Raw genomic sequence first — 25190 nt, forward strand, 5'->3', positions numbered from 1 at the left:
CTTCATGAACACGCAGACGCAGCCCTTCGCCCCCGTCCTCACCCGCGCCGCCCAGGCCGAGACCACCGCAGACCCGAGCGCCGTGATGACGCTCCTCGCCGACTCCGACGCCACCGGCGGCGCGCTCACCAGCTACCGCTCCACCTTCGCGAAGGGCGCGGTCGGCGCCCCGGCGCACTTCCACACCAAGGCGTCGGAGCTGTTCTTCGTCATCGACGGCTCGCTCCAGGTGCTGCTCGGCGAGGAGCTCACCGTCCTGGAGCGCGGCGACTTCCTGCTGGTGCCGCCGCACACCCCGCACGCCTTCGCCGCCGCGCCCGGCGACACCGCCGACGTGCTGTTCGTCTTCACGCCGGGCATGCCGCGCTTCGACTACCTCCGGCTGCTCGGCCGGGTGATGCGCGGCGAGGCGAGCGTCCAGGAGATCAAGGACTCCTCGGAGCAGTACGACAACCACTACGTCGACAGCCCCGTCTGGCAGTCCGCCCTCGCCGCCCGCTGAGGCACGGTCCGCTGAGGCGCGGCCTGCTGAGGCGCCGCCCGCTGAGCACGGTCCGCCGGCGGGCGTGTCAGACCGTCACCACGATCTTCCCGGTGTGGGCGTCGGACTCCATCAGCCGATGGGCGTCCGCCATCCGCTCCAGACCGGCGAAGGTCTCCGCGACCACCGGGGCGAGCGTGCCGTCGGCCAACCCCGCACCGAGGAACGCGGCGGCCCGGCGACGGCCCTCCGCGGCTTCGGTGAGCGTGAAGTTGTTGTACATGTGCACGGTCTGCGGCCAGTTCATGGACAGGGCGACCGGCCGCGGGTCGAGCCAGCCGTACAGCACAGTCGTCCCGCCCGGCCTCAGCGCCTCCCCGAGCCGGGCGAACTCCGGTCCGCCGATGGCGTCGAAGGCCGCGTCGGCGCCCCGGCCGCCGGTGATCCGGCCGACCTCCTTCACCAGGTCCTCGCTTCCCGTGACGATCACGTGCGCCGCGCCGAGGTCGAGGAGCCGCTGCCGTTTCGCCTCGCCGCGGGTCGTGGCGATCGGGATGGCGCCGACGCGCAGGGCCGTCTGGATCGCGGCCGTGCCGACCCCGCTCGACCCGCCCGTGATCACCACGTGGTCACCGGCCCGGACCCCGGCCGTCTCCACCAGTCCGCCGTACGCGGTCGTGTACGTCAGCCAGGCCGCGGCCGCCGTCACCGCGTCCACCCCGGGCGGGGCCGGCACCACGTACTCCTGCGGCAGCACGACCCGCTCCGCGTACACCCCGTGCACCCCGAAGTCGAAGTTGGCGGCGGACAGCACCGCGTCGCCCGGCGCGTACGCGGTCACGCCCGCGCCGACCGCCTCGACGACTCCGGCCGCCTCGTAGCCGAGCCGGGAGCCCGGCAGCGTCGCCTCGTAGAAGTAGCCGCCCGAACGGAACAGAGTCTCCGCCCGGTTGAGGCCGATCGCGGTCACCCGGACGCGCACCTCGCCGGGTCCGGGGGAGCGGAGAGGCACCTCCTCGACGGTGAGGACCTCCGGCCCGCCGAGCTCGTGGAACAGAACTGCCCTGGTCTGCGTGTCAGTTGTCATACCGTCGACCGTAGGAGCGGCCGGCGAGACGTTCCATGTCCGAAGACCGCCCCTTCATGTCCGGGCGTCTTTCCTGCGGTTGGAGCGGTCGGTTACGGTGCGGGCATGGACGTGCTGAGCGACGCCATCGCCGCGATGCGGACCGGACGGCCGCACTCCTCGCGCACCCGCATCCACGGCACCTGGGGCATGCGGTTCCCGCCGACCGGCGGGGCCGGGTTCCACGTGATCCTGCAGGGCGCCGGGTGGCTGCTGCCGCCGGAGGACGGCGAGCCCGTCCGGCTCGGGCCGGGCGACGTGGTCTTCCTCGCCCACGGCACCGGCCACGCCCTCGCCTCCCACCCGGACGCGCCGCTCGTCGACGTCCTGCCGCTGCCCGACGGCTCCTGGCCGCTCTCACGCGCCCCCGGACCGGGCCCGGCCGGCACGGAGACCGTGCTGCTCTGCGGGGCGTACCGGCTCAGCCGGGCCCGCGCCCACCCGCTGTTCACCGAGCTCCCGGCGTACGTGCACATCCCGGCCCGGATCGGCGCGCACCCCCGGCTGCGCGCCGCGATCGACCTGCTCGGGGCCGAACTCGCCGACCCCCAGCCCGGCACGGACGCGGCCGTCCCGGCCCTCCTCGACACCCTGCTGCTGTACCTCCTGCGCACCTGGTGGCTGGCCGAGCGCCCGGACCGCGCCGCCGGCTGGTCCGGCGCCCTCGCCGACCCCGGCATCGCCGCCGCGCTGCGCTCGATCCACGCGGACCCGGCGCGGCCGTGGACGGTCGAGTCCCTCGGCGCGGTCGCCGGACTGTCGCGGGCCGCCTTCGCCCGCCGCTTCGCGGCCCTCGTGGGCCGCTCCCCGCTCGCGTACCTGACGTGGTGGCGGATGACCACCGCGGGCCGGCTGCTGCGCACCGGCGACGCGCCGCTGCGCACGGTCGCGGCACGGGTGGGCTACGCCTCGGAGTTCGCCTTCGCCAAGGCGTTCAAACGCGAGTACGGCGTGGCTCCCGGCCGGTACCGGGCGACCGGGGAGCCGCCGGAGCCGTCGCCGCCCACCGCGCAGTGCGCCCCGGCCACCGCCCCCGGCGCAGCCGCCGTCCCCGGCGCAACCGCCGTTCCCCTCCCCGCGTCCCTCACGTCATGATCAGAACCGCCGTAGCCGAGGACCTCGACGCCATAGCCGCCCTGCACCGCGAGGCCCGCGCCACCTACTACCGGGACCGGCTCCCCGAGGACGCGTACGACGGGCCCGAGGAGCTGGCCCGCACGCGCGCGGCCTGGGCGGCCGCCGTGGCGGAGGGGCGCGTGCTGTGCGCGGAACGGGACGGCGTGCTCGCCGGAGTGGCCTCCAGCGGGGAGCGCGACGGCGTCATGCACCTCGGCCAGCTGCACGTCGACCCCGCGCAGTGGCGGCGCGGAGTCGGCAGCGAGCTGCATCGGGCGTGCGTCGACACCTGGCGCGCCCGGGGCGTCACGGCCGTACGCCTCGACGTGTACGAGCACAACACCCGGGCCCAGGCCTTCTACGCGGCCCACGGCTGGGAGCCCGACCCGGACGTGCCCCGCAGCTCCTCCCACCTCGTGCTCCGGCTCACACTCGCCCCGTCCGCGGAATGAGACGCCCCCGGTCCGCGTTGGCACCGGACGTGAGCGGAGGGCTGTCCTCCGGGCCGTGCGAGAGGGAGAGAACCGGACACATGCGCGTCGAGATCTGGAGCGACATCGCCTGCCCGTGGTGCTACATCGGGAAGGCGCGCTTCGAGAAGGGCCTCGCGGCCTTCGCCCACCGGGACGACGTCGAGGTCGTGCACCGTTCCTTCGAGCTCGACCCGCACCGCGCCAAGGGCGACACGGGCCCGGTCCTGGAGATGCTGGCGAAGAAGTACGGCCGCACCCTCGACGAGGCCCGCGCCATGGAGGAGCACGTGGCCGCCAACGCGCGCTCCGAGGGTCTGGAGTACCGCACCGACGGCCGCGACCACGGCAACACCTTCGACATCCACCGGCTGCTCCACCTCGCCCGCGAGCGCGGCCGGCAGAACGAGCTGCTCGACCTCGCCTACCGGGCGAACTTCGCCGAGGAGCGCTCCGTCTTCGACGACGAGACCCTGATCGGGCTGGCCGTCGAGGCGGGCCTCGACGAGGCCGAGGCGCGCGCGGTGCTCGCCGACCCGGCCGCGTACGCCGACGCCGTGCGCGCCGACGAGCGCGAGGCCGCCGAGCTGGGCGCGAACAGCGTGCCGTTCTTCGTGCTCGACCGCCGCTACGGGGTCTCCGGCGGCCAGCCCGCGGAGCTGTTCACGCAGGCCCTGGAGCAGGCCTGGGAGAGCCGTGTGCTGCAGCCGGTCGCCGTGACCGCAGCCGCCGGCGACGCGGACGCGCCCACCTGTGACGTGAACGGCAACTGCTGAGGTCGCACCGCCCGCGCCGGATCCACCCATAAGTACTTCTTAGAAGTACCCCTCAAACTCTCCCAATTGACTTTGAGTTGAGGGTTGTCCAGGGTGGGAGGCATGGATGACCAGCCCCTGGGCGGCGACGAGTTCGCCCCGACGCAGACGTATCTGAACACCTCCACCTGCGGCCTGCTGCCGCGCCGCGCGGTCGACGCCGTGACGGCGCTGGCGGCGGAGCTCGCCGCCGGGCGGCCCGACGGCTCCGGCGACGCCGGGGCCGTGCAGGCGGCGCGGGAGTCCTTCGCCCGGATCGCCGGCGTGCACCCCGACCGGGTCGCCGTCGGCGGCTCGGTCGCCGTGCATGTGGGCCTGATCGCGCAGTCGCTGCCCGCCGGGGCGGAAGTCCTGTTCCCCGAGGGCGACTTCAGCTCGGTGATCGACCCGTTCCTGGTCCGCGGCGACCTGAAGCTGCGTTACGCGCCGCTGGAGCGGCTCGCCGGGGCCGTCCGGCCCGGCACCGCGCTCGTCGCCCTGTCCTCCGTGCAGTCCGCCGACGGCCGGATCGCCGATCTCGCGGCCGTGCGCGCCGCGGCCGCCGCGCACGGGGCGCGCACCCTGCTCGACGCCACCCAGTCGGCCGGCTGGCTGCCCCTGGACGCGGGCGCGTACGACTTCACGGTCACCGGCGGCTTCAAGTACCTGATCTGCCCGCGCGGGGTCTCCTTCCTCACCGTCACCGAGGAGGCCCAGGAGACGCTGACGCCGATCCACGCGGGCATGTCCGCGGGCGTGGACGTCTGGGGCAGCGTGTACGGGCCGCTCGCCGAACTCGCCCGCTCCGCCCGCCGGTACGACGAGCCCCCGGCCTTCCTCTCGTACCACGGCGCCGCCGCGTCCCTGGCGCTGCTCGAGGAGATCGGCGTGGGGCGCATCGGCCCGCACGCGACCGCGCTGGCGGACCGGTTCCGCGCCGGCCTGGACCGGGCCGGCCGCGCGTACGTCCCCGCCGGGCCCAGCGTGATCGTCGCCGTGCCCGGCCTCGGCGACCGCCACCCCGACCTGCTGCGGGCCGGAATCGTCACCTCGGCCCGGGCGGGCAATCTGCGGGTCTCGTTCCACCTCTACAACACGGCCGCCGACGTGGACCGCGCCCTGGACGTGCTTGCGGCCTGAGGCCCTGAAGCCGCCGGGCTGCCGGGCCGCGCCCTATGCGCCGTCACCCACGGGCGGGCAGTCGTACGGGCCCTCCGCCTCGCACAGCCCCTCCTCGACCCGGGCGAGCAGCCGCTCCAGCGTGGCGGCCTCCTCCGGGTCGAGGTTCTTCAGCGTGTGCTGCTCCAGGGCCGCCCAGGCCCCGGCCACCTGCGCGCGCAGCGCCTCGCTGCGCTCGGTCGCCTCCACGCGCACGGCCCGCCCGTCGTCCGGGTCGGGGGAGCGGCGGACGTGGCCCGCCTGCTCCAGGCGCTGGAGCATCTTGGTCATCGTCGACGGGTCGACGCCCATCTCCTTGATCAGCTGCGCCTGGCGCGCCGGGCCCCCCTCCCACAGCCGCATCATCAGGAACTCCTGGCCCGGGTAGAGCCCCAGGTCGCGCAGCAGCCGCGCCGCGGTCATGCGGTGCACCCGGAACGCCCGGGCCAGCGTGCAGCTGACGGGTGCGTGCTCGGTGACCGGCGCCCGGCGCGGGGTACAGGCGGGGTCGCCCTGGTGTGCGGGGCTCTCGACGGACATCGGCTCTCCTCGGGCAGGTTCTTTTCCCAGATTACCTTGGTCGGCCAACGAATGGGTTACAGTGGCAGCCGAGCAACTATTTGGCCGACCAATGAGACCGAATAGTTGGCCGACCATATAACTCGTTCTTCCCGTTCCCGCCTGTCCCGGAGGCAGAGATGACCACCGCTTTCGACCCCGTCGACCTCGCCGGCACCGCCCTCGCCAACCGCATCGCCATGGCCCCCATGACCCGCAGCCGCGCCGAGGGCGAGCTGCGCACCCCCACCCCGCTCGTCGCCGAGTACTACGCCCAGCGCGCCACCGCCGGCCTGATCATCACCGAGGGCGTCCAGCCGACCGCCGCGGGCCAGGGCTACCCGAACACCCCCGGACTGCACACCGACGAGCAGATCGCCGCCTGGCGGCAGGTCACCGACGCCGTCCACGAGCGCGGAGGCAAGATTTTCGCCCAGTTGATGCACGCCGGCCGAATCAGTCACCCCCAGGTCCTCGGCGAGGGCCGCCACCCCGTCGGCCCGTCCCCGGTCACCCCGGCCGGGCAGCTCTTCGCCGGCTCCGGGCTCATCGACTTCGTCGCCCCGCGCGAGCTCACCGGCGACGAGGTGGGCGAGACGATCGAGGGCTTCGCCCTGGCCGCCCGCAACGCCGTCGCGGCCGGCTTCGACGGCGTCGAGATCCACGGCGCCAACGGCTATCTGATCCAGCAGTTCCTCGCCACCGGCTCCAACCACCGCACCGACGAGTGGGGCGGCTCCGTCGAGAACCGCATCCGCTTCGCCGTCGAGGTCGTCAAGGCCGTCTCCGCCGCGATCGGCCCGGACCGCACCGGCCTGCGGATCTCCCCGGCCAACACCTACAACGACATCGCCGAGACCGACACCGACGAGGTCTACCCGGCCCTGGTCGCCGCGATCGAGCCGCTCGGTATCGCCTACCTGCATGTCACCGAGGCCACGGCCGAGGTCCGCGAGCTGACCCTCGCCCTGCGCAAGCAGTTCTCCGGGACCTTCGTCCTCAACCCGGCCACCGAGGGCCCCACCGGCCCGGACGCCCTCGCCCTGATCGAGGACGGCACCGCCGACCTCGTCGCCTTCGGCGCGCTGTTCCTCGCCAACCCGGACCTGCCCGCCCGCCTGCGGGCCGGCGGCCCGTTCAACACCCCCGACACCGCCACCTTCTTCGGCGGCGACGCCCGCGGCTACACCGACTACCCGGCGCTCGCGCCCACCGCGTGACCGCAACCGCCGCACATGCCGAAGGGGCCCGCCGCAGCCGCGGCGGGCCCCTTCGTACGCGTAGCACTGCCTACCGCGCCCACGCCTCCGTGACCGCGCGGCGGGCGCCCGCCGGGTCCACCGTCCGGCCCGACTCACCGAGCGCCGTGCCCAGCGCCGCCAGCGAGGCCCGTACCACGTCCGGCGTCGCGTCAACGCCGTAGTGGTTCACCCGGATCATCTCCTTCGCCAGCGCGCCCCCGCCCGCCGCCAGCGGCAGCGCCGGATCCGTCGCCAGCGCCTTCGCCACCAGCTCCGAGGCGTCCACCCCGGCCGGTGCGCGCAGCGTCGTCGCCACCGGGGCCGCGTCCCTCGCCTCGTACACATACGGCTCCAGGCCGCCGCCGAGCGCCAGCACGCCCGCCCGGGTCGCCGCCGCGGCCGACGCGTGCCGGCCCATGAGCGCGTCCAGGCCCTCCGCCTCGATCCGCTCCAGGCAGGCCTCGAGCGCCAGCATCTCCAGCTGCGCCGGCGCGTGCAGCAGCGCCTTGCGGCCGCCGTCGATCCAGCGCTCCTTCCAGTCGAGCAGCGACAGGTACGAGCGGCGCGGCGCCGCCGGGTTGGCCGCGAACCGCTCCCAGGCCCGCTCGCTCACCGACACCGCCGACACGCCCGCCGGACCGCCCATCGCCTTCTGCGCGCCGATGATGCACAGGTCGACGCCCCAGGCGTCCGGCAGCACCGGCTCGGCGCCGATCGAGGCCACCGCGTCCAGGTAGAACAGCGCACCGTGCGCCCGTACCACCTCGCCGATCTCCGCGACCGGGTTGGTGTTCCCGGTCGCCGCCTCCGCGTGCACCAGCGACACGAACTCGATCTCCGGGTGCTCCTCGAACGCCCGCTCCACCTGAGCGGCCGTCACCGCCGTGTGGAACGGCACCTCCAGATCGACCACGGTCGCCCCGCAGTCCCGCAGCCAGTTCCCGAACGTCTGCCCGTACGGACCGGTCACCACGTTCAGCGCCGTCGAACCGGCCCGCGCGCCGCTGCGGATGCAGCCCTCCAGCGGCAGCAGCGCCTCGCCCTGCGCGATCACCACGTCCTGCTCGGTGCAGAGCAGGGCGGCGACCCGGCGCTCGATCGACGCGAAGTGCGCGGCGGTCAGCGGAGCCAGGTCCAGGAGCGGATGTGTCACGGTCACGGCGGTGCCTTCTTCGGTTCGGTGCGGTGGTTCGGTGCGGTGGTTTCTGCCGGTTCAGGGTAGCGAGCGGCCCTCGCCGGGCCACGGGGGCGGTCCGGATCTTCGCCAACAAAACGGGATATCGGGCGCGTACAACCCTGACGCCTCATCCCGTGTCGAACAGGGCGACGGACAAAGGACGGGCCTTTTCCGGACACCCCCGCTGCCGCCCGGATCAACTCATGGCATCCAGGAGCCGCTCCATGCGCAAGAACCGCCTCGCCGCCCTCACCGCGGCGACGTTCCTCCTCATCGCGGGCGCGGGGATCATGACCGCGCCCGCCGCCCACGCCGGCGTCCCCGGCGGGACCCGCGCCGACGACCGCAACACGGACTTCAACGGCGACGGTTACGACGACGTCCTCGTCGGCGCGCCCGGCGCGCCCGTCGGCGGGAAGCGGGGCGCGGGCCTCGTCACCGTCCAGTACGGCTCGGCGAAGGGCATCGGCACCAGCCGGGCCGCCGTCATCAGCCAGAACACCCCCGGGGTGCCCGGCGCCGCCGAGAGCGGCGACGCCTTCGGCAAGGCCGTCGCCAGCGGCGACCTCGACGGCGACGGCTACGACGACGCGATCGTCGGCGTCCCCGGCGAGGACATCGACACCAGGACCGACTCCGGTGGCGCGGTCGTCCTCTGGGGTTCCCCGAAGGGCCTCGTCGGCGCGGACAGCCAGGGCCTGGACAGCCTGCTCGGCGTCACGGCGGGCCGGCGGTTCGGCTCGGCGCTCGGTGCGGCCCGGTTCAGCGCCGAGACCGCCGGCGACCAGCTGATCGTGCTCGACCGCGACGCGGCGGAGCTGCACCTGTTCGCCGCCGTGCCGCAGCGGAGCGCCACCCGCGCCGACCGGATCCTCCCGCTCACCCGCAGCGCGCTGCGCGCGACCACTGCGGCCGAAGAGCCGGTCCGCGACATCGCGGCGAAGTCCGTCACGACCGGGGACTACGACCGGAACGGCTTCGCCGACCTGGTCATCAGCGGCACCAGCCGCGGCGAGGACCCCGGCCACGGCTGGTCCTGGTACATCGCCGGCACGTCCACCGGCCTCGAGTACCGGCGCGCCCTGCGCGGCGGCCCGTCCGTCGCCTCCGGCGACATCAACCGCGACGGGTACGACGACCTCGTCACCGGCGAGCCGCACAGCCCGAACGACGGCGGCGACTGGATGACCGGCGGCCAGGTCGGCGTCTACCTGGGCAGCGCGCAGGGGCCGAAGGGCGCCGGCGGCGTCGGCACCCCGCCGACGTGGTGGACGCAGAACTCGCCCGGCGTGCCCGGAGCGTCGGAGCGCGGGGACGGCTGGGGCGCGGACCTGTCCGTGGCCGACACCGACGGCGACGGCTACGCCGACGTCGCGATCGGCGCGCCGGGGGAGGACATCGGCACGGTCGCCGACGCCGGCATGGTCACCGTGCTGCGCGGCAACTCCCGCGGGCTCACCGCGACCGGGGCCGCCGCCTGGACGCAGGACTCGCCGAACGTGCCCGGCTCGGTCGAGAAGGGCGACAGGTTCGGCGGCCAGGTCCGGCTCGTCGACCCCAACCGCGACGGCCGGTTCGGGCTGCTCGCGGCCGCGCCCGGCGAGAACACGAACGACGGCGTGGTGTGGGTGTTCTCGGCCGGCTCGGGCGGGCTGACCGCGAGCGGCTCGTGGACGTTCGGCGCGGGTTCGTTCGGCGCGCCGTACGCGGACGGGCTGTACGGGGCCGCGATCGACGAGTGACGGATCACGCATCCCGGGTGGGCGCCCGCCCCTCGTACAGTGCAGACATGAGCGATCGCGTGGTGCTGCATGTGAAGGGGCGGGTGCTCGTCGGCCCGGAGGACGTCCGGGACGAGCTGTGGGTCGTCGACGGCCGGATCACGTACGACCGCCCGGCCGGCGCGGACGACGTCCGCACCGTGCGCGGCTGGGCGCTGCCGGGCCTTGTCGACGCGCACTGCCACGTCGGCCTCGACGCGCACGGGCCGGTCGACGCGGCCACCGCCGAGAAGCAGGCCCTGACCGACCGGGACGCCGGCACGCTGCTCATCCGGGACGCCGGCTCGCCGTCCGACACCCGGTGGATCGACGACCGCGACGACCTGCCGAAGATCATCCGGGCCGGTCGGCACATCGCCCGCACCCGCCGCTACATCCGCAACTACGCCCACGAGATCGAGCCCGACGAGCTGGTCGCGTACGTCGGCCGGGAGGCCCGGCGCGGCGACGGCTGGGTCAAACTGGTCGGCGACTGGATCGACCGCGGGGCCGGCGACCTCACGGCCTGCTGGCCGCGCGCCGAGGTCGAGGCCGCGATCGCCGAGGCGCACCGGCTCGGCGCCCGGGTCACCGCGCACTGCTTCGCCGAGGACTCGCTGCGGGACCTGGTGGAGGCGGGCATCGACTGCATCGAGCACGCGACGGGGCTCACCGAGGACACGATCCCGCTGTTCGCCGAGCGCGGCGTCGCGATCGTGCCCACCCTCGTCAACATCGCGACCTTCCCGAAGCTGGCCGCGGGCGGCGAGGACAGGTTCCCCCGCTGGTCCGCGCACATGCGCCGGCTCCACGAGCGCCGGTACGACACCGTCCGCGCCGCGTACGACGCGGGCATCCCGATCTTCGTCGGCACCGACGCGGGCGGCTCGCTGCCGCACGGCCTGGTGGCGGCGGAGGTCGAGGAGCTGGTGAAGGCCGGCATCCCGCCGCTGCAGGCCCTCTCGGCGACCGCCTGGGGCGCCCGCGCCTGGCTGGGCCGCCCGGGCCTGGACGAGGGCGCCCCGGCCGACCTCGTCGTCTACGACGACGACCCCCGGGCCGATGTCCGCTCCCTGGCGGGCCCCCGCCGGGTCGTCGTCAACGGCCGCGTGATCGCCTGACGCGGGCAGGGAGCGGCGCGGGGCGGGCACGGGGCCGCCCGCCCGGCGCTGCCGGCCCCCGTCCTACCGGGTCAGGAACGCCAGCCGGGCCTTCTTCTCCGGGATGAAGACCTCCGGCAGGTCCACCTCCGGCAGCACGACCTCCGGGCCCAGTTCGAACCCGGCGCGGACGAGCCGGGCGATCGCCTTCTCGTTGGCGGCGTCCGGCTCCGCCACGAGCCGGCTGCGACCGGTCAGCGCGTACGCGGTCAGGGCGGTGAGCAGGCCCGCGGTGAAGCCGGGGCGCGGGGCGTCGCTCGGGGCGAGCAGGATGTGCACGCCGAGGTCGCCGGGCCGCACCTCGTAGCACTCCGAGACCCGGTCGGCCTCCGGCTCGTACGTCTGGAACAGCGCCACCGGCTCGCCGTCAAGCCGGACCAGGAAGCCGTGGTGGGTGTCGAGCGAGTCCAGGTGAGCGTAGACGTCCCGCACCTGCTCGACGGTGGTGTCCTTCATTCCCCAGAAGCGGGCCCGCTCGTTCGCGACCCAGCCGTGGATCAGCGTGGCGTCGCGGTCGGGGTCGATGCGCTCGACGCGCACCGTGCCGAAGCCCTCGACGGTCTGCTCGTACTCAGTGGTCGCGGTCATGGGGGTCTTCCGTCTCCTTCTTCAGATGGGTCCAGTCGGTGACGACCGGGGCGAGTTCGCCGCGCAGCCACAGGGGGAGCTGGTCGCGGTGGTGCGGATCGCCGGGCACGCCGGACGCGCCGAACGGCACGACCCACAGGGACCGTTCGCGGTCCGCGAGGTCCCAGACGTACCGGGCGGCCGAGGCCCGCGCCGAACGGTCGGTGTAGCCGGGCACGCTGGACGTCGACAGCACGCAGTCGTGGTCGCCGCCGAGTCCGGGCCACTGCGCGTCGTCCGCGTCCGGCAGCGCCTGCCAGGGCGCGAGCCGGTGCGTCACGCCCCATGCCGGGGGCGCCTCGCCGGCCGCGACCTCCTCCAGCGCCTCGCGCACGATCCGCGCCATGTCCTCCGCCGGTACGGGCCCGGCGGCCAGCAGGGTCTCCAGGGCGTACGCGACGCGCGGCCCGAGCGCCAGCCAGGGCGCGAACACCGCCGGGTACGGGGCGGGTTCGCGCAGCGCCCGGAACGCCTCGTGCGCCGCCGTGCGGCGTACGACGGCCCCGCGGACGGCCGCGTACAGCCCGGCGTGCGTGCTTCCGGCGTCCATCCGCCGGTCCCAGGCGAGCAGCCGCTCCCGTACAGCCGCGGCGGCCGGGGCGAGCGCGGCCGGGTCCGTGCCGCGCACGGCGTCCAGCAGCCGGGCCGCGGACGGGTTGTCGGTGTCGCGGTGGACGGCCGCCATCGCGCCGGGCGTCCAGTCCGTGCCGGCCGACAGCAGGGCGTCGATGCGGGCGGCGCGGTGCGGCGGGGCGAACTCCACGCCCAGCGGGGCGGCGAGCCCCCGGGCGTTGGCCATCACGGCGTGGCCCGCGACCGCGGCGCGCGGCGTCGGCGCCGGCTCCGCGGCCCAGGCGTGCCGGGCCTCCCAGGCGGGCACCACGCGCAGCGAGTTGGCCCGGTCGCGCACCGGCACGTGCCCGGCGACCCGGTGCAGCAGCCCGCCCGCGGTGTCGGCCGCCTGCACCACGTTCACCGGCTCGACCCACGCGTCGAGCGCCCGGTCCACGTCCCCGACGGTGCGCGCCGCGAGCAGCGCCGGCAGCGCGGAGAACCCCAGCTCCCCGGTGACACGCGGCGGGTACCGCAGGCTGAGCACGGTCTCCTCGCCGGGGCCGTCCGCGGTCTCCTCGACCAAGCCGTCCGCGGTCTCCTCGCCGGGGCCGCGCGCGATCACCGGGCCGCGGTCCGTCTCGATCACCTCGACCTCGACCGGCTCGCCGCCCGCGACCTGCACCGTCTCGGTGTGCACGGCCGCCGGCCGCCAGCCGTCCGGGCCCAGGGCCTCGACGCCCCCTTCGGGCGTGCGGCGCAGCCGCTCGCGGTAGACGTCCTGGTAGTCGGCCATCGCGTTGGTGATCGCCCAGGCGACCGAGCCGGTGTGGCCGAAGTGGGCGAGGCCGGGCACGCCGGGCACCGCGAGGCCCACCACGTCGTACTCCGGGCAGGCCAGCCGGATCTGCTGGTACACGCCCGGGTCCTCGATGAACCGGTGCGGATCGCCCGCCACCAGCGCCGCGCCGCTCGCGGTGCGCTCGCCGGCGACCACCCAGCCGTTGGAGCCGGCCGTGCCGGGACCGTCCGTGGCGAACAACTCCGTCCACCGCGCGCCGAGCCGGGTCGCGACCTCCTCGCGCCACAGCTTCGTCGGGAACCCGGCGAACAGGATGTGCGTGGACAGCCAGACCGCCAGCGGCGTCCACGGCTCCCAGCGTCCCGGTACGAGCCCGGTGGCGGCGAACTCGGGCGCGCGGGCGGCCCCTTCGGTGAGGCCCGCGGCGACGCCCTCGGCGTACGCGCGCAACCAGTCCGCGGTCCTCGGGTCCCGACCGGCCAGCCGGTCGTAGCAGCGGCGCGCGGTGTCCGCGAGCCGGACGCGGCGGGCGAAGACGTCCCAGTCGACGGCCTCCGGGCCGAGGAACGCGGCCGAGCCGCCCAGCGCCCGGCACCGCTCGACCTCCAGCTGCCAGGCCCGGTCGACCGCGGTCACCCGCCCCTGCGCGAAGGCGAGTTCGCGCGGGTCGGCGGCCCGCAGGTGCGGAATGCCCCGGGCGTCCCGGTAGACCTCGATGCTCACTCTCGCCCCGATCTCTCTTAGGTTAGGCTGGCCTAAATTAAGCCACGGCCGCCCGGGAGGCAATCCGGGCCTCAAGGGGAGGAGACCGAGGTGGGGCAGGGACATGGCTGGGAAGGCGTCGTCCTCAAGCTGTTCCGAGGCAAGGACTTCACGTTCACCGTGACCGGCGCGGAACAGGTCACCGAGCACTACCGCCGGGTGCGGATGACCGACGGCGGACTGCTCGCCGCCGCCGGCGTCCACCCCACGATGTGGGTCCGGCTCTGGTTCGAGAACGACGGGAAACCGCACCAGCGCGGCTACACCCTCGTCGACCCGGACCCCGAGGCCGGCACGTTCTCGGTGGAGTTTGCGCTGCACGAGGGGCCCGCGAGCGCCTGGGCCGAGCGCTGCGCCCCCGGCGACACCATCGAGGCCACCCTCCAGGGCACCGGCTTCACCGCCCCGGACCCGGGCCCGAGCCGGCTCTTCCTAATCGGCGACCCGGCCTCGCTGCCCGCGATCAACTCCCTGCTCGACGCCCTGCCGGGCGTCCCCGCCACCCTGTGGTTCGAGACCAGCCGCCCCGACCACGACGGCCTGCCCGTACGGCTCGACGCGGACCGCCACGAGCTGCGCCGGGTGCCCCGGCGCGACGGGGGCGCGGGCCTGGTCGAGCGGGTCCGCGCCGAACTGCCCGCCCTGCTGGCCGCCGAGCCGCACCCGTACGTCTGGATCGCCTGCGACACCGCGACCACCCGCACCCTCTCCGCGTACACGCGCAAGGAGCTCGGGGTGGGCAAGGACCGCATGCACGCCCTGGGGTACTGGCGGCCGTAGCGACAGCTGGGCAGGGGTGTTCCGAAAGAATCGAATATGGGCGCGGAAACCATCCTTTGGAGTGAAGTCACCTCAGGTGTCTCCCCGTTCACTCTTCGTACGTAAGGATTCCCCTGTCTCAAGTCGCCGACGCCGCGCCGACCCGCAGTCCCCGCGGTGAGCGGCCGGCGACGCCATGTCTCCTGTGGGGGTTCCACCACCTTGAACAGCAACGCCTTCCGCATGCCCGCACGCCGTACCGCCGCCGCCGCGACCGTCGTTGCGCTGGCCGTCGGCCCCGTCGCCCTCGCCGCGCCCGCGGCGCAGGCCACGGGCGGCAAGGGGCGCGCGAGCGCCGTCGTGCTGCGGACCGGCCTCGACGTCTCCCTGCTCGACAAGACGCTGCAGGTGCCGCTGAAGGCCTCCCTCAACGAGGTCCACGCGCCGGCCAGCGCGGACAGGACCGCGCTCACCGTGGAGCTCGACGGCGTCGACCGCGGCAAGCCGTTCAGCGTGCTGCGCGCGGACGTCGCCACGGCGCGGGCGACCGTCGACGACAAGAAGGCGGAGGGGTACACGAACCTCGCCAAGGCCCGGCTGCACGTGCCCGGACTGCCGCTGCTGTCCCTGATCGAGGTCGAGAAGGTCACGTCGAAGGCGGTCTGCGAGACGGGGAAGCAGCCGGTCGCCGAGTCGAACGTGCTCGGCCACGTCACCGTGCTCGGCCGCAAGACCAAGCTGACCGGCGGCGGTACGACGAAGGTGACCGTCCCCGGCGTCGGCGAGGTCACCCTCGACCTGTCGAAGACCCACACCACCTCGCGCACCGCCGCGGCCACCGCGCTGCAGCTCAAGGTCGCGGTCAACCCGCTGAAGCTGAACGTCGCCGAGGTGAACGGCGAGGTGACGCTGGCCGAGGCGACGTGCGAGACGCCTCGGGCGGCGGAGCCGCCGAAGTCGGCGGAGCCGACGCCCTCGGCGGAGCAGGGTGAGCCCTCGGCGGAGCCGAGCAAGAAGCCTGCCGACACCGGGATCTCGACGCAGAGCGGCGGGGACGACCTCGCCGAGACCGGTGGCAGCTCCGTCACGCCGTACCTGGCGGGGGGCGGCCTCGTCCTGCTCCTCGCCGGCGGTGCGGCGATCGCCGTGACCCGATCCCGCCGGAGCGGGACGGGGGCCTGAGGCCGTCGGGCGGCTGACGAGGGCACCGCCCCCGTCAGCCGCTGGCGCAGCCGGCCATGACCAGGGCCTGGTCCAGGGCCTGGAGGAAGCGGTTCGTCGTCACCCGGTCCCGGACGGCGAGCCGCAGCCAGTTGCGGTCCAGGCCCGGGAACGTGTCGCCGCGCCGGGCGGCGAAGCCCAGATCGCGCAGCCGCTGCCGTACCACGTCCGCGCGGTCCACCCGGATCAGCACGAACGGCCCCTCGGCCGCCTCCACCGCCCGCACCTCGTCGAACTCCGCGAGCCCGGCCAGCAGATGGGCGCGCTCCGCCGCGATCCGGCCCGCCGCGTGCTCCGCCTCCGCCAGCGCCGCCCGCGACATGCACGCCTCCGCCGCCACCAGCGCCGGCGTCGACACCGGCCACAGCGGCTGCGCGTGCCCCAGCGCCGCGACCGTCTCCGGGTGGGCCAGCACGTAGCCGATCCGCAGTCCCGCGAGGCCCCAGGTCTTCGTCAGACTGCGCAGCACCACCAGGCCCGGCACGTCCGTCCGCCCGGCCAGCGTCTCCCGCTCGCCCGGCACCGCGTCCATGAACGCCTCGTCGACCACCAGCGTCCGCCCCGGCCGTGCCAGGGCGACGATGGTCTCCGCCGGATGCAGCACCGACGTCGGGTTCGTCGGATTGCCGATCACCACCAGGTCGGCGTCCTCCGGCACCATCGCCGGATCGAGGCGGAAGCTGTCCGCCTCCCGCAGCAGCACCCGGCCCACGTCGTGGCCCGCGTCCCGCAGCGCCGCCTCCGGTTCGGTGAACTGCGGATGCACCACCACCGGCCGGCGGACCGGCAGCGCCCGCGCCAGCAGCACGAACGCCTCGGCCGCACCCGCCGTCAGCAGCACCCGCTCGGCCGGCAGATCGTGCCGCTCGGCCACCGCGGCCCGTGCGGCCCGCCCGTCCGGATACGCGGCCAGTTCGAGCAGGGAGGCCGCGATGCGCTCGCGGAGCCAGTCCGGCGGCGTGTTCGTCCGGACGTTCACCGCGAGGTCGATCAGCTTCTCGTCCCGGACCTCGGCGTCACCGTGGTGCCGCAGGTCGTGGACATCTGTGTGCGTATACATGGCCGCCGTGGGGTGAGTGGGGGGTGGACGGCGGTCCGTGGGTTGCGGACCGCCGGTGGAGCCGATGGGGACAGGTCCCGTAACTCCTCGCCGGATCCGTGCGTCTCGGCAGATCGCTCCCGGACTCGGGGTGTCCGCCCGCGCGCGGTGGACACGGCGGGCGCGCCGGGTGCGCTCTCACCACCGCTGTACCCGTGTCGCTCCGACAACAACCGTGCGCCCAGGGCTCCTTCGTCCGAAACCTCAGGCATGTCCGGCGCATTCGGGGCGCACCGGGCGATCGCGCACGTCGCCCGCGCGGCGCGTGCGCCGTCCGTACCCCCGTTCGTACGCGACGTCCGCTTCGACACGAGCAGCCGCCCGCCCCGCCCCGCCGCCGCCAGCGCCGCCGCCTCGGCCACCGACGGCGTCCCGGCCGCTGCGGCCACCCCGGCCGAGGGGTGCGGCACCGGGATCCGCGCCAGCTCCTCCGCCGCGAACACCCGCAGCGGCAGCCCCAGCCGGGCCGCCGCGCCCACCACCCCCGGCTCGTCCGCCTTCCCCGCGACCGTCGCCAGCGCCACCGGCCGGCCCGCCGCCGGACCGGCCTCCCGCAGACACCGGGTCACCAGCCCCACCACCTCGTCCACGGACACGCCCCGCCGCGCCCCGACCCCCGCGACGAGACCGTGGGACGCGCCCGGAGCGGTGATGTGCGCGGGACGCCGTCCATCGGATAGCAAAGGCGCATGGCCGTACTCGTCGCGCTCGGCGCGTTCCTGATGACGCTCGCCGGCGGCTGGACCGCGCAGCGCGTCACCGACCGCCGTCACCTCGTACTCGGCCTGGCCGGCGGCCTGATGCTCGGCGTCGTCGGACTCGACCTGCTGCCGGAGGCCCTGGACGCCGCGGGCAGCGAGATCTTCGGCGTCCCCGAGGCGCTGCTGCTCTTCGTCGGCGGCTTCCTCTTCGCCCACCTCGTGGAACGCCTGCTCGCCGTCCGACAGGCGGCGCACGGAGGCGAGGTGGGGGAGAAGGTTCCGCAGGTGGGACTCACCGCGGCCGCGGCCATGGTCGTGCACAGCCTCATGGACGGCATCGCGCTCGGCGCCGCGTTCCAGGTCGGCGGCGGCATGGGCATCGCCGTCGCGCTCGCCGTCGTCAGCCACGACTTCGCCGACGGCTTCAACACGTACACGATCACCAGCCTGTACGGGAACGCCCGCCGCCGGGCCGTCGCCATGCTGCTCGCGGACGCGGTCGCGCCGGTGATCGGCGCCGCGTCCACCCTGCTGTTCACCCTTCCGGAGGAACTCCTCGGCGGCTATCTCGGCTTCTTCGGCGGTGCGCTGCTCTACCTCGCCGCCGCCGAGATCCTGCCCGAGGCCCACCACGAACACCCCGCGCTCTCCACCCTGCTGTGCACGGTGGCGGGCGTGGGCTTCATCTGGCTCGTGGTGGGCCTGGCGGGCTGAAGTCATGTGCAGGACTTCACGAATCTCAGGGCGGCGTGCGGCGCGCCCGCCCAGTGCGTGTGCACGTAACTGGCGTGGACGCCCCGCCGGACGAACCCCTCCACGCGGCGCTCGGGCTGGTGCAGCCCCCATGCGGGCTGCGCCCCCGCGCCCGGCTCGATGACCGTGCGGTGGAACTCGTGCCCCCGCATCCGGGTGCCGGCCTCCGCGAGGACGCTGTCGCCGATGGCGACGGCGTCGCGGTAGCCGAGCGTCAGCCGCTCGGACATCCGCGCGTCGGCGTCGAGGACGCCGCACATGGGGTGCCCGTCCAGCGACCGCGCCAGATACAGCAGTCCGGCGCACTCGGCGGCGATCGGCGCACCGGAGGCGGCGAGCTCGGCGACGGCCTTGCGGAGAGGTTCGTTGGCGGAGAGCTGCTCGCCGTACACCTCGGGGAAGCCCCCGCCTATGACGAGCCCGCTCGTCCCCTCGGGAAGGGCCTCGTCCCGCAGCGGATCGAACGCGACGACCTCCGCACCGGCTGCTTCCAGCAACTCGGTGTGCTCGGCGTACGAGAACGTGAACGCCGCCCCACCGGCGACGGCAACAACCGGACCACCGGCGTGCAGCCGCCCGGCAACCTCGGCCGACCACGGCGTAACGCTCAACTCCGGCGCGCTCCGCGCGAGCGCCAGCAGCGCATCCAGGTCGCAGCCCTGAAGTACCTGCTCCGCCTGCGCCGCCACCGCGGCAACCGCCGCCGCCTGCCGCTCGGCGACCGGCACCAGCCCCAGATGACGCGACGGCGTCGCCACGGCGGGCGCGCGGCGCAGGACGCCGAGGACCTGTACGCCGGACTCCCCGAGCGCCTCCCGCAGCAGGTGCTCGTGCCGGTCCGACGCGACCTTGTTGAGGATCACGCCCCCGATCCGCACCTCCGGGTCCCAGGACGCGAACCCGTGCACCAGCGCCGCCACCGACCGCGACTGCGACGAGGCGTCGACGACCAGCACCACCGGGGCCTTCAGAAGCTTCGCCACCTGCGCGGTGGACGCCAGTTCGCCCTGGTCGGCGGCCCCGTCGTACAGCCCCATCACGCCCTCGACGACGGCCAGGTCGCAGCCCTGCGCGCCGTGCGCGAAGAGCGGCGCGACCAGGTCCGTGCCGCACATGTACGCGTCGAGGTTGCGGCCCGGCCGGCCCGTGGCGAGGGCGTGGTAGCCGGGGTCGATGTAGTCAGGGCCGACCTTGTGCGGCGACACCGCGAGGCCACGGCCGGCGAACGCGGCCATCAGGCCCGTCGCGACCGTGGTCTTGCCCGCGCCCGACGACGGCGCGGCGATGACGAGACGTGCTACCACTCGATGCCCCGCTGCCCCTTCTGACCGGCGTCCATCGGGTGCTTGACCTTGGACATGTCGGTGACCAGGTCGGCGAAGTCCACCAGTTCCTGCGGGGCGTTGCGGCCGGTGATGACGACGTGCTGCTGACCGGGCCGGTTCTTCAGCACCTCCACCACCTCGGCCGTGTCGATCCAGCCCCAGTGCAGCAGGTAGGCGAACTCGTCGAGGACGTAGAACTTGTACTTCTCCTCGGCGAGGTCGCGCTTGACCTGCTCCCAGCCCTCGCGCGCCTTGTCCTCGTGCGACTGCTCGCCCTCGGCGACCTCGCGCTGGATCCAGGACCAGCCCTCGCCCATCTTGTTCCAGACGACCGTGCCGCCCTTGCCGGTCTCGCCGAGGGCCTTCAGCGCGTTCTCCTCGCCGACCTTCCACTTCGCCGACTTGACGAACTGGAACACCCCGATCGGCCAGCCCTGGTTCCAGGCGCGCAGCGCCATGCCGAACGCGGCCGTCGACTTCCCCTTGCCGACGCCGGTGTGCACCATCACCAGCGCACGGTTGCGGCGCTGGCGGGTGGTGAGACCGTCGTCGGGGATGACGGTCGGCTGTCCCTGCGGCATTAGGCGGCCCTCCTGGCGGTGGCGTGTTCGGCTTGTACGTTCCTGACGAGCCCGGCGATCGAGTCGGCGCGCAGCTCGTCCAAGGTGACGGCCGTGCCCCCGAGTTCGCGGGCGAGAGTCCCGGCGAGGCCGAGCCGGACCGGCCCGGTCTCGCAGTCCACCACGACGCATGCCGTGCCCTCGGCGGCGTGCAGCCGCGCGGCACGGGCCGCGAGCGCCACCGGGTCGGCGCCGCCGCCGGTCGCCCGGCCGTCGGTCACGACGACGAGCAGCGGCCGTCGCAAGGGGTCGCGCAGACGCTCGACGCGCAGTACGTCGTGGGCCTTCAGCAGCCCGGCGGAGAGCGGCGTACGACCGCCCGTCGGGAGCTGTTCGAGGCGGGTCGCCGCGGCGTCCACGGACGAGGTAGGCGGCAGCGCGACCTCCGCGCCGCGGCCCCGGAAGGTGACCAGGCCGACCTTGTCCCGCCGCTGGTACGCGTCGAGCAGCAGCGACAGGACGGCTCCCTTCACCGCGCTCATGCGCTGCCGGGCGGCCATGGAGCCGGAGGCGTCCACGGCGAACAGGACGAGGTTGCCCTCGCGCCCCTCGCGGGTCGCCTGCCGCAGGTCGTCGCGCCGGACGACGAGGCCCGGACCCGAACGGCCGCGGGCCTTCTGGTGCGGGGCGGCTGCGGTGACGGTGGCGGTGAGGTGGAGCTTGGTCAGCGCGCCGCGGGGACGGGTCGCGCCGGTCGTCCGCCCGTGCTCGGTACGCGCCCGGGAGCGGCGGCCGGCGGCGCCCTCGCCGAGGCCGGGCACGCTCAGCATCTTCGTACGGAACGGCTCGGCGGCCTTGACAGCGGCGCGCTCACCGGCGCCGGGCCCGCCGGGGGAGGGGGCGGGGGCCTGGTCGGGCGCGGGGCTCTCGGGCGCGGGGCTTTCGGACGCGGGGCTTTCGGACGCGGCGTCCGGAGCGTCGCCCTGGGGCGGAATCCCCCCGCCACCGCCCGGCCCGCCGTCGCCGGGGCCGTCGGGAGTCGGGTCCGGGTCGTCGTCGGGCTCGTCGCCCTTGAACTGCTCCAGGGTCTCGTCGAGTTTGTCCTCGTCGAGGCCCGGCGCGTCGAACGGATTGCGCCGACGGCGGTGCGGAAGCGCGAGCAGCGCGGCCTGCCGCACGTCGTCGGCGGTGACGTCGGTCCGCCCCGCCCACGCGGCGAGCGCGGTCGCCGTACGGGCCATCACGATGTCGGCGCGCATGCCGTCGACCTCGAACGCGGCGCAGGTCGCGGCGATCTGCAGCAGCGCCGCGTCCCCGAGCACGACCTGCGGCAGCAGGGCGCGGGCGGAGACGATCCGGTCCCGCAGCGCGGCCTCCTCGTCCGCCCAGCGGGCGGCGAAGGCGGCCGGGTCGTCCTCGAACGCGAGGCGCCGGCGCACCACTTCGACCCGCTGCTCGGGCTCGCGCGAGGCGGCGACCTCGACGGTGAGCCCGAACCGGTCGAGCAACTGCGGCCGCAGCTCGCCCTCTTCGGGGTTCATGGTCCCCACGAGCAGGAACCGCGCGGCATGCCGCACGGACACGCCCTCACGCTCGACGTACGACGACCCCATGGCGGCGGCGTCCAGCAGCAGATCGATCAGATGGTCGTGCAGGAGGTTGACTTCGTCGACGTACAGGATGCCGCGGTGCGCGTCCGCCAGCAGCCCCGGCTCGAACGCCTTCACGCCGTCGGCGAGCGCCTTCTCGATGTCGAGCGCCCCGACGAGCCGGTCCTCGGACGCGCCGACGGGCAGCTCGACCATCCGCGCGGGCCGTGCGTCCGCGTCCGCGGTGACATGCGGCCCGTCCGGGCAGCCCGGATCCGGCGACGCCGGGTCGCAGCTGAACCGGCACCCGGCGACGACGGCCACGGGAGGCAGCAGATCCGCGAGCGCCCGCACGGCGGTGCTCTTGGCGGTCCCCTTCTCGCCGCGGACGAGAACGCCGCCCACCGCCGGGCTGACCGCGTTCAACAGCAGCGCCAGCCGCAAGTCGTCCATCCCGACGACGGCGGTGAACGGATACCGGGTGCTCATCGTCCGATCCTTCCTTCGAGTTCCAACGGCTGACGTGCGGGCCCGCTCACGGCGCCCCCGGCGGCACGAACGGCAGGCCCTCCGGGGGGCCCGACTCGATCAGCCGCAGCAGCGCGTCCGTGTCCGCGTGTTCCTCGATCAGGTCGCCGAGCCGGTCCAGCTGGTCCTCCCGCAGCGCGCCGAACGACGTGTCGGGGGCCGGGACGAAGCGGCGGCCCGCGGCGGCCGCGACCTCGCGGAGGAACGCCCGGCGGAAGCCGTCGCTCTCCAGCGAGCCGTGCCAGTGCGTGCCCCACACCGCGCCGACGCGGCAGCCGTCCAGGCTGTTTCCCTTGTCATCGGACATGAACGCATCGCCGCCCCGTACGTCCGCGACGCCGTGGTGGATCTCGTAGCCCTCGACCCGCTCGCCGAGCGCCTCGCCGACGGGGCGGGCGAGGGTCTTCTCGACGGCGAAGCGGACCCGTACGGGCAGCAGCCCGAGCCCGGCCACGCTGCCCGCCTTCGACTCGACCTCGTCGTCGATGTGCTCCGACAGCGCCTGGAAGCCGCCGCAGATGCCGAGCACCGGCCGGCCCTCCGCGGCGCGCCGCGCGAGCGCGTCCGCCAGCCCCCGCTCGCGCAGCCAGGCGAGCGCCTTGACCGTCCCGCGGGTGCCGGGCACGACCACCAGGTCCGCGTCGACGAGCTCCTCGGCGCGGTCCACGAACCGCACCACCACGCCAGGCTCCGCCGCCAGCGCGTCCACGTCCGTGAAGTTGGACATCAGCGGGACCGCGCAGACCGCGACCCGCAGCACGTCCTCGCCGACCGGCGGGGCGACCACGGACTCCCGCACGGCGCCGCGCAGCGACACCCGCAGGCCGTCCTCCTCGTCGATGCCGAGGCCGTGCGCGTACGGCAGGACGCCGAAGGTGCGCCGCCCGGTCAGCCCGTGCAGCATGTCGAGGCCCGGTTCGAGGAGCGTCACGTCGCCGCGGAACTTGTTCACCAGGTACCCGGCGATCAGCCGCTGGTCCTCCGGCGCGAGCAGCGCCGTCGTCCCGAAGAACTGGGCGAACACCCCGCCCCGGTCGATGTCGCCGACGACCACCACCGGCAGCTGCGCCGCCCGCGCGATGCCCATGTTGACGATGTCGGTGCGCCGCAGGTTGATCTCGGCGGGGCTGCCCGCGCCTTCGCAGATCACCGCGTCGTACGTGCTCCGCAGCTCCTCCAGGCAGGCGAGCACCGGCTCGAACAGCTCCTTCTGGCGGCCCCCGTGGTACCCGCGGGCGCTCAGCTCGCCGACCGGCCTGCCCATCAGCACGACCTGGCTGGACCGGTCGCTGCCGGGCTTGAGCAGCACCGGGTTCATCAGCGCGGTCGGCTCGACCCGCGCCGCCTGCGCCTGCATGGCCTGCGCCCGGCCGATCTCCGCGCCCTCCCGGGTGACGAAGGAGTTGAGGGACATGTTCTGTCCCTTGAACGGCGCCACCTTCAGGCCCTTGCGGACCAGCCAGCGGCAGATGCCGGCCGTGACGACGCTCTTGCCCGCGTCGGACGTGGTCCCGGCGACCAGCAGCCCCCCGCCTCTCATGCACCCCTCCGCTTCAGCGCGTTCACGAGCATCCGGCCGCCCACACAGGCGGCCAGGGTCAGTCCGGTGACCCGGCGCGACAGTCGTACCGCCCGCTCGATGTCGGCCACCTCCACCGCACGCCCCCCGCCGTTCAGCACCGGCCGGTGCTCGACGCGGCCGCCGTACGAGAGTGTGCCCCCGAGCCGTACCCCGAGCGCCCCCGCGAACGAGGCCTCCACCGGGCCGGCGTTGGGGCTCGGGTGCTTCGCCGCGTCCGCGCGCCAGGCGCGGACCGCGCCACGCGGGTCGCCGCCGGCGGCGACGGCGAGCGCCGCGGTCAGCCGGGCGCCGGGCCAGCCGGCCACGTCGTCGAGCCGTGCCGAGGCCCAGCCGAACCGGCGGTACTTCGGCGAGGTGTGGCCGACCATCGCGTCGAGGGTGTTGACCGCGCGGAAGCCGAGCAGCCCCGGCACTCCCGCCACCGCTCCCCAGACCAGCGCGCCCACCACCGCGTCGGAGGTGTTCTCGGCGACCGACTCCACGACCGCGCGGGCCATCGCCGGGCCGTCCAGGGACTGCGGATCGCGACCGCACAGGTGGGGGAGCCGCTCGCGGGCGACCTCCAGGTCGCCGGCGGCGAGCGCGCCGCCGATGGCACGGGCCTCCCGGCCCAGGGTGGTGCCGCCGACGACGGCCCAGACGGAGGCGGCGGTCAGCGCGATGCCCGCGGCGCGGCGGCCCCGTACGGCCCGGGCCGCCAGCGCCCCCGCGGCGGCCGCGCCGCCCGCGCAGACGGCGGTGTGCAGTGCTCCCCAGCCCCGGTGGTCGCGCCGGAGCAGCCGCTCGACCGCCCCGGCGGTCCGGCCGAAGGCGGCGACGGGGTGGCCCCGGCGGGGGTCGCCCAGGACGAGATCGGCCACCAGACCGGCGGTGGCGCCGTACGCGTAGACAGCTGTGGCTGTGCTGCGGCCAGGCATGGCGCATTGTCCTCACTCAGGGTCCGCGCCCTGGCTCGACGTGACCGGCGGCGAGAGTTCCTGGCTCCCGGGGACGGGCCTCGTACCCCGGTCACAGTGGCGGGACCGCGCCGGATTCGCACCGGGCTTCCTCTTCGTTGCCGCCGTAATGGCCCCGTGAGTCCACCACGCCCCGCGAACAGCCGTCAACTCACCCTTGACCTGCGACGGGTCACTGTGCGAAGCACCACAAACACGACGGCCGGGGGGGGGGCCCCCCCCCCGGGGGGGCCCCCCCCCCCGGGGGGGCGGGGCGGGCGGGGACATGGTGAGAAACACAAGCACTAAGATGAGGACCACCCCGCCCCCCCCGCCCCCCCCCGACAAGCGGTC

Annotated in this window: 23 protein-coding genes and 1 riboswitch; of the genes, 11 read left to right on the forward strand and 12 right to left on the reverse strand. The window is 74.8% G+C overall.

Annotation, left to right across the window (positions count from 1 at the left end; genetic code table 11):
- The first annotated feature begins 4 nt into the window (after nt 1-4).
- A complete protein-coding gene (locus tag ACGFMM_RS17360; RefSeq protein ID WP_393647182.1) occupies nt 5-502 on the forward strand; it encodes a cupin domain-containing protein in 498 nt (165 codons plus the stop codon).
- A gap of 67 nt (nt 503-569) precedes the next feature.
- On the opposite strand, the gene ACGFMM_RS17365 is transcribed toward ACGFMM_RS17360, so the two are convergent.
- The gene (locus tag ACGFMM_RS17365) at nt 570-1568 is read right to left on the reverse strand and encodes a zinc-dependent alcohol dehydrogenase family protein (RefSeq protein ID WP_393647183.1); all 999 of its coding nucleotides are present in this window, start codon (nt 1566-1568) and stop codon (nt 570-572) included.
- 105 nt (nt 1569-1673) lie between these two features.
- Here ACGFMM_RS17365 and ACGFMM_RS17370 point away from each other — a divergent pair, with 105 nt between their 5' ends.
- The 4 genes from ACGFMM_RS17370 to ACGFMM_RS17385 all read left to right on the forward strand — a co-directional run bounded on the left by ACGFMM_RS17370 (nt 1674) and on the right by ACGFMM_RS17385 (nt 5127).
- Nucleotides 1674-2702 carry an AraC family transcriptional regulator gene (locus ACGFMM_RS17370; RefSeq protein WP_393647184.1) on the forward strand — a complete coding sequence of 343 codons (1029 nt, stop codon included), beginning with the start codon at nt 1674-1676 and terminating at the stop codon, nt 2700-2702.
- Nucleotides 2699-3175 (forward strand): GNAT family N-acetyltransferase, encoded by a 477-nt coding sequence (locus ACGFMM_RS17375; RefSeq protein WP_393647185.1) that lies wholly within the window; start codon nt 2699-2701, stop codon nt 3173-3175. The genes ACGFMM_RS17370 and ACGFMM_RS17375 overlap by 4 nt, the downstream gene beginning before the upstream one ends.
- Before the next feature lie 80 nt (nt 3176-3255).
- Entirely contained in the window at nt 3256-3969 is a 714-nt protein-coding gene (locus ACGFMM_RS17380; protein WP_393647186.1) for a DsbA family oxidoreductase, read from the forward strand.
- A gap of 102 nt (nt 3970-4071) precedes the next feature.
- Nucleotides 4072-5127 carry an aminotransferase class V-fold PLP-dependent enzyme gene (locus tag ACGFMM_RS17385; protein WP_393647187.1) on the forward strand — a complete coding sequence of 352 codons (1056 nt, stop codon included), beginning with the start codon at nt 4072-4074 and terminating at the stop codon, nt 5125-5127.
- A gap of 33 nt (nt 5128-5160) precedes the next feature.
- On the opposite strand, the gene ACGFMM_RS17390 is transcribed toward ACGFMM_RS17385, so the two are convergent.
- Entirely contained in the window at nt 5161-5685 is a 525-nt protein-coding gene (locus ACGFMM_RS17390; protein ID WP_393647188.1) for a MarR family winged helix-turn-helix transcriptional regulator, read from the reverse strand.
- Nucleotides 5686-5843: 158 nt separating this feature from the next.
- Here ACGFMM_RS17390 and ACGFMM_RS17395 point away from each other — a divergent pair, with 158 nt between their 5' ends.
- Nucleotides 5844-6923, forward strand: a complete 1080-nt coding sequence (locus ACGFMM_RS17395) for an alkene reductase (protein WP_393647189.1) — start codon at nt 5844-5846, stop codon at nt 6921-6923.
- 70 nt (nt 6924-6993) lie between these two features.
- Here the strand turns inward: ACGFMM_RS17395 and ACGFMM_RS17400 are convergent, their stop codons facing one another.
- Nucleotides 6994-8097 carry a pyridoxal-phosphate-dependent aminotransferase family protein gene (locus ACGFMM_RS17400; protein ID WP_393647278.1) on the reverse strand — a complete coding sequence of 368 codons (1104 nt, stop codon included), beginning with the start codon at nt 8095-8097 and terminating at the stop codon, nt 6994-6996.
- 248 nt (nt 8098-8345) lie between these two features.
- On the opposite strand from ACGFMM_RS17400, the gene ACGFMM_RS17405 reads away from it, so the two are divergent.
- Together ACGFMM_RS17405 and ACGFMM_RS17410 are read left to right on the forward strand one after the other, a co-directional pair.
- Nucleotides 8346-9863: an FG-GAP-like repeat-containing protein gene (locus tag ACGFMM_RS17405; RefSeq protein WP_393647190.1), complete on the forward strand. Its 1518-nt coding sequence runs from the start codon at nt 8346-8348 to the stop codon at nt 9861-9863.
- Between the two features lie 47 nt (nt 9864-9910).
- Entirely contained in the window at nt 9911-11002 is a 1092-nt protein-coding gene (locus tag ACGFMM_RS17410; protein ID WP_393647191.1) for an amidohydrolase family protein, read from the forward strand.
- Between the two features lie 63 nt (nt 11003-11065).
- On the opposite strand, the gene ACGFMM_RS17415 is transcribed toward ACGFMM_RS17410, so the two are convergent.
- Both ACGFMM_RS17415 and ACGFMM_RS17420 read right to left on the reverse strand, forming a co-directional pair.
- Nucleotides 11066-11629, reverse strand: coding sequence for a GNAT family N-acetyltransferase (locus ACGFMM_RS17415; RefSeq protein ID WP_393647192.1), 564 nt, complete (start codon nt 11627-11629; stop codon nt 11066-11068).
- Nucleotides 11613-13745 (reverse strand): penicillin acylase family protein, encoded by a 2133-nt coding sequence (locus ACGFMM_RS17420; protein ID WP_393647193.1) that lies wholly within the window; start codon nt 13743-13745, stop codon nt 11613-11615. The genes ACGFMM_RS17415 and ACGFMM_RS17420 overlap by 17 nt, the downstream gene beginning before the upstream one ends.
- 90 nt (nt 13746-13835) lie before the next feature.
- Between ACGFMM_RS17420 and ACGFMM_RS17425 the strand changes: the two genes are divergently transcribed.
- The gene (locus ACGFMM_RS17425) at nt 13836-14564 is read left to right on the forward strand and encodes a siderophore-interacting protein (RefSeq protein WP_393647194.1); all 729 of its coding nucleotides are present in this window, start codon (nt 13836-13838) and stop codon (nt 14562-14564) included.
- A 201-nt stretch (nt 14565-14765) separates the two neighbouring features.
- The gene (locus ACGFMM_RS17430; protein WP_393647195.1) at nt 14766-15725 is read left to right on the forward strand and encodes an SCO1860 family LAETG-anchored protein; all 960 of its coding nucleotides are present in this window, start codon (nt 14766-14768) and stop codon (nt 15723-15725) included.
- 34 nt (nt 15726-15759) lie between these two features.
- On the opposite strand, the gene cobC is transcribed toward ACGFMM_RS17430, so the two are convergent.
- Nucleotides 15760-16824 (reverse strand): Rv2231c family pyridoxal phosphate-dependent protein CobC, encoded by a 1065-nt coding sequence (cobC, locus tag ACGFMM_RS17435; protein WP_393647196.1) that lies wholly within the window; start codon nt 16822-16824, stop codon nt 15760-15762.
- A complete protein-coding gene (locus ACGFMM_RS17440) occupies nt 16755-17636 on the reverse strand; it encodes a cobalamin biosynthesis protein (RefSeq protein ID WP_393647197.1) in 882 nt (293 codons plus the stop codon). Before ACGFMM_RS17440 ends, cobC begins: the two co-directional genes overlap by 70 nt.
- Between ACGFMM_RS17440 and ACGFMM_RS17445 the strand changes: the two genes are divergently transcribed.
- Nucleotides 17553-18278 (forward strand): ZIP family metal transporter, encoded by a 726-nt coding sequence (locus ACGFMM_RS17445; RefSeq protein ID WP_393647198.1) that lies wholly within the window; start codon nt 17553-17555, stop codon nt 18276-18278. The genes ACGFMM_RS17440 and ACGFMM_RS17445 overlap by 84 nt on opposite strands.
- Nucleotides 18279-18280: 2 nt before the next feature.
- Here the strand turns inward: ACGFMM_RS17445 and ACGFMM_RS17450 are convergent, their stop codons facing one another.
- The 5 genes from ACGFMM_RS17450 to ACGFMM_RS17470 are packed head-to-tail and all read right to left on the reverse strand — an operon-like array spanning nt 18281 to nt 24818.
- Entirely contained in the window at nt 18281-19621 is a 1341-nt protein-coding gene (locus ACGFMM_RS17450) for a cobyrinate a,c-diamide synthase (RefSeq protein ID WP_393647199.1), read from the reverse strand.
- Entirely contained in the window at nt 19615-20223 is a 609-nt protein-coding gene (gene cobO, locus ACGFMM_RS17455) for a cob(I)yrinic acid a,c-diamide adenosyltransferase (RefSeq protein WP_393647200.1), read from the reverse strand. The genes ACGFMM_RS17450 and cobO overlap by 7 nt, the downstream gene beginning before the upstream one ends.
- Nucleotides 20223-22280 (reverse strand): putative cobaltochelatase, encoded by a 2058-nt coding sequence (locus tag ACGFMM_RS17460; protein ID WP_393647201.1) that lies wholly within the window; start codon nt 22278-22280, stop codon nt 20223-20225. Before ACGFMM_RS17460 ends, cobO begins: the two co-directional genes overlap by 1 nt.
- Before the next feature lie 46 nt (nt 22281-22326).
- A complete protein-coding gene (locus ACGFMM_RS17465; RefSeq protein ID WP_393647202.1) occupies nt 22327-23859 on the reverse strand; it encodes a cobyric acid synthase in 1533 nt (510 codons plus the stop codon).
- Entirely contained in the window at nt 23856-24818 is a 963-nt protein-coding gene (locus ACGFMM_RS17470) for a cobalamin biosynthesis protein (RefSeq protein ID WP_393647203.1), read from the reverse strand. The genes ACGFMM_RS17465 and ACGFMM_RS17470 overlap by 4 nt, the downstream gene beginning before the upstream one ends.
- Nucleotides 24819-24872: 54 nt before the next feature.
- Nucleotides 24873-24953: riboswitch (cobalamin riboswitch) on the reverse strand.
- Nucleotides 24954-25190 lie beyond the last annotated feature (237 nt).

The sequence above is a fragment of the Streptomyces sp. NPDC048604 genome (assembly GCF_043199435.1).
In the GTDB taxonomy this organism is placed as follows: Bacteria; Actinomycetota; Actinomycetes; order Streptomycetales; family Streptomycetaceae; genus Streptomyces.

Bases quoted from the DNA above. Each gene is read 5' to 3' on its own strand.
- ACGFMM_RS17360 (WP_393647182.1), top strand. From the start codon at position 5: ATGAACACGCAGACGCAGCCCTTCGCCCCCGTCCTCACCCGCGCCGCC.
- ACGFMM_RS17365 (WP_393647183.1), bottom strand. From the start codon at position 1,568: ATGACAACTGACACGCAGACCAGGGCAGTTCTGTTCCACGAGCTCGGC.
- ACGFMM_RS17370 (WP_393647184.1), top strand. From the start codon at position 1,674: ATGGACGTGCTGAGCGACGCCATCGCCGCGATGCGGACCGGACGGCCG.
- ACGFMM_RS17375 (WP_393647185.1), top strand. From the start codon at position 2,699: ATGATCAGAACCGCCGTAGCCGAGGACCTCGACGCCATAGCCGCCCTG.
- ACGFMM_RS17380 (WP_393647186.1), top strand. From the start codon at position 3,256: ATGCGCGTCGAGATCTGGAGCGACATCGCCTGCCCGTGGTGCTACATC.
- ACGFMM_RS17385 (WP_393647187.1), top strand. From the start codon at position 4,072: ATGGATGACCAGCCCCTGGGCGGCGACGAGTTCGCCCCGACGCAGACG.
- ACGFMM_RS17390 (WP_393647188.1), bottom strand. From the start codon at position 5,685: ATGTCCGTCGAGAGCCCCGCACACCAGGGCGACCCCGCCTGTACCCCG.
- ACGFMM_RS17395 (WP_393647189.1), top strand. From the start codon at position 5,844: ATGACCACCGCTTTCGACCCCGTCGACCTCGCCGGCACCGCCCTCGCC.
- ACGFMM_RS17405 (WP_393647190.1), top strand. From the start codon at position 8,346: ATGCGCAAGAACCGCCTCGCCGCCCTCACCGCGGCGACGTTCCTCCTC.
- ACGFMM_RS17410 (WP_393647191.1), top strand. From the start codon at position 9,911: ATGAGCGATCGCGTGGTGCTGCATGTGAAGGGGCGGGTGCTCGTCGGC.
- ACGFMM_RS17415 (WP_393647192.1), bottom strand. From the start codon at position 11,629: ATGACCGCGACCACTGAGTACGAGCAGACCGTCGAGGGCTTCGGCACG.
- cobC (WP_393647196.1), bottom strand. From the start codon at position 16,824: ATGTATACGCACACAGATGTCCACGACCTGCGGCACCACGGTGACGCC.
- ACGFMM_RS17445 (WP_393647198.1), top strand. From the start codon at position 17,553: ATGGCCGTACTCGTCGCGCTCGGCGCGTTCCTGATGACGCTCGCCGGC.
- cobO (WP_393647200.1), bottom strand. From the start codon at position 20,223: ATGCCGCAGGGACAGCCGACCGTCATCCCCGACGACGGTCTCACCACC.
- ACGFMM_RS17460 (WP_393647201.1), bottom strand. From the start codon at position 22,280: ATGAGCACCCGGTATCCGTTCACCGCCGTCGTCGGGATGGACGACTTG.
- ACGFMM_RS17465 (WP_393647202.1), bottom strand. From the start codon at position 23,859: ATGAGAGGCGGGGGGCTGCTGGTCGCCGGGACCACGTCCGACGCGGGC.
- ACGFMM_RS17470 (WP_393647203.1), bottom strand. From the start codon at position 24,818: ATGCCTGGCCGCAGCACAGCCACAGCTGTCTACGCGTACGGCGCCACC.